General features: G+C 55.2%; 1 rRNA gene. It reads right to left on the bottom strand.

The window, feature by feature from the left end:
* Positions 1–106: 106 nt before the first annotated feature.
* Positions 107–3240 (bottom strand): 23S ribosomal RNA (locus tag ACFVVK_RS20390).
* Positions 3241–3414 lie beyond the last annotated feature (174 nt).

Here is a 3414-nt window from a genome sequence, read left to right as displayed (position 1 = left end):
GTGCGGGTTTGTTGTTTGGGAACCACATAGTGGACGCAAGCAGTCTTGTTTCTTTGTACCCTTTCCTGGTGTGAACGTCTTTTGACTCCGTTCACGGAAGGGGTGTGTGGTGTAAGTTATCGGCCTATTAGTACCGGTCAGCTTCACGAGTCGTTAGTCCTCGCTTCCACATCCGGCCTATCAACCCAGTGGTCTGGCTGGGGGCCTCTCACACGCAAGGTGTATGGAAATCTCATCTCGAAGCGAGCTTCCCGCTTAGATGCTTTCAGCGGTTATCCCATCCGAACGTAGCTAATCAGCGGTGCACTTGGCAGTACAACTGACACACCAGAGGTTCGTCCGTCCCGGTCCTCTCGTACTAAGGACAGCCCTTCTCAAATTTCCTGCGCGCGCAGCGGATAGGGACCGAACTGTCTCACGACGTTCTAAACCCAGCTCGCGTACCGCTTTAATGGGCGAACAGCCCAACCCTTGGGACCTACTCCAGCCCCAGGATGCGACGAGCCGACATCGAGGTGCCAAACCATGCCGTCGATATGGACTCTTGGGCAAGATCAGCCTGTTATCCCCGAGGTACCTTTTATCCGTTGAGCGACGGCCATTCCACAATGTACCGCCGGATCACTAGTCCCGACTTTCGTCCCTGCTCGAGATGTCTCTCTCACAGTCAAGCTCCCTTGTGCACTTACACTCGACACCTGATTGCCAACCAGGCTGAGGGAACCTTTGGGCGCCTCCGTTACTTTTTAGGAGGCAACCGCCCCAGTTAAACTACCCATCAGGCACTGTCCCTGACCCGGATTACGGGCCGAAGTTAGATGTCCAAAGTGACCAGAGTGGTATTTCAACGATGACTCCACCGCCACTGGCGTGGCGGCTTCAACGTCTCCCACCTATCCTACACAAGCCACTCCGAACACCAATACCAAACTATAGTAAAGGTCTCGGGGTCTTTCCGTCCTGCTGCGCGTAACGAGCATCTTTACTCGTACTGCAATTTCGCCGAGTTTATGGTTGAGACAGCGGGGAAGTCGTTACTCCATTCGTGCAGGTCGGAACTTACCCGACAAGGAATTTCGCTACCTTAGGATGGTTATAGTTACCACCGCCGTTTACTGGGGCTTAAATTCTCAGCTTCGCCTTGCGGCTAACCGGTCCTCTTAACCTTCCAGCACCGGGCAGGAGTCAGTCCGTATACATCGTCTTGCGACTTCGCACGGACCTGTGTTTTTAGTAAACAGTCGCTTCCCCCTGGTCTCTGCGGCCCCGATCCCCTCCCACCAGCAAGTGGTGTTCAAGGTTGGGGCCCCCCTTCTCCCGAAGTTACGGGGGCATTTTGCCGAGTTCCTTAACCATAATTCTCTCGATCGCCTTAGTATTCTCTACCTGATCACCTGTGTCGGTTTGGGGTACGGGCGGCTAAAACCTCGCGTCGATGCTTTTCTCGGCAGCATAGGATCACCGAATCCCCCCATACGGGGGTCCCGTCAGATCTCAGGCACATGAACGGCGGATTTGCCTACCGTTCGCCCTACATCCTTAGACCGGGACAACCATCGCCCGGCTCGGCTACCTTCCTGCGTCACACCTGTTAATACGCTTGCCTCCCAGGATCAGGTCCCGCGCTCCACCAAAACCCACACACCCAAAGGGTGCTAGGGCAGGTTTCGGGCGGTTAGTATCCCCTGTTCAGCATGGGCGGTTTTTCGCCGGTACGGGAATATCAACCCGTTGTCCATCGACTACGCCTGTCGGCCTCGCCTTAGGTCCCGACTTACCCAGGGCAGATTAGCTTGACCCTGGAACCCTTGATCATCCGGCGGACGGGTTTCTCACCCGTCTTTCGCTACTCATGCCTGCATTCTCACTCGTGTAGGCTCCACCGCTGGTTTCCACCGCGACTTCACCGCCCACACGACGCTCCCCTACCCATCCAGACGCCTGAACCACAAGGGCTTGGCTGTTATCTGAATGCCACAACTTCGGCGGTGTACTTGAGCCCCGCTACATTGTCGGCGCGGAATCACTTGACCAGTGAGCTATTACGCACTCTTTTAAGGATGGCTGCTTCTAAGCCAACCTCCTGGTTGTCTTCGCAACTCCACATCCTTTCCCACTTAGCACACGCTTAGGGGCCTTAGTTGGTGGTCTGGGCTGTTTCCCTCTCGACTATGAAGCTTATCCCCCACAGTCTCACTGCTGCGCTCTCACTTACCGGCATTCGGAGTTTGGCTGACGTCAGTAACCTTGTAGGGCCCATTAGCCATCCAGTAGCTCTACCTCCGGTAAGAAACACGCAACGCTGCACCTAAATGCATTTCGGGGAGAACCAGCTATCACGAAGTTTGATTGGCCTTTCACCCCTACCCACAGCTCATCCCCTCCATTTTCAACTGAAGTGGGTTCGGTCCTCCACGACGTCTTACCGTCGCTTCAACCTGGCCATGGGTAGATCACTTCGCTTCGGGTCTAGATCACGCCACTGCAACGCCCTGTTCAGACTCGCTTTCGCTACGGCTTCCCCACACGGGTTAACCTCGCGACGTAACACTAACTCGCAGGCTCATTCTTCAAAAGGCACGCCGTCACCACTACACAGCAAGCTGCGGAGGCTCCGACGGATTGTAAGCACACGGTTTCAGGTACTGTTTCACTCCCCTCCCGGGGTACTTTTCACCTTTCCCTCACGGTACTGGTCCGCTATCGGTCATTAGGGAGTATTTAGGCTTATCAGGTGGTCCTGACAGATTCGCACGGGATTTCTCGGGCCCCGTGCTACTTGGGATACCTCCCAGGCGGTGCAACAGCATTTCGGTTACGGGGCTCACACCCTCTCCGGCCGGCCTTTCAAGACCGTTCACCTATGCCCACACTCTCACCTCACCAGTCCGGCAGAACTGGAACGGAAAGTCCCACAACCCCGACCATGCAACGCCCGCCGGCTATCACACATGGAACGGTTTAGCCTGATCCGCGTTCGCTCGCCACTACTGACGGAATCACTATTGTTTTCTCTTCCTGCGGGTACTGAGATGTTTCACTTCCCCGCGTTCCCCCCACGCACCCTATGTGTTCAGATGCGGGTCACCAGGTCACTCGCGCGCCTGGCGGGGTTTCCCCATTCGGACACCCTGGGATCACAGTCCGGTTATCGACTCCCCCAGGCTTATCGCAGATTCCTACGTCCTTCTTCGGCTCCTAATGCCAAGGCATCCACCGTGTGCTCTTAAAAACTTGACCACAAAAGATCAAGGAGTAATTTACGAGAGAACCATGAAAACCACCACCACCGCCCCGAAGGACAACAGCGACAGATCCAGGTTCATATTCTTGGAAATTGCTTCTTATAAAAGATGCTCGCGTCCACTATGTAGTTCTCAAACAACAACCCCGTACCACACACCCCACACACAG

Source organism: Arthrobacter sp. NPDC058192 (assembly GCF_042883665.1).
Lineage (GTDB): Bacteria > Actinomycetota > Actinomycetes > Actinomycetales > Micrococcaceae > Arthrobacter.
This window is presented reverse-complemented; position numbering and strand designations above follow the sequence as displayed.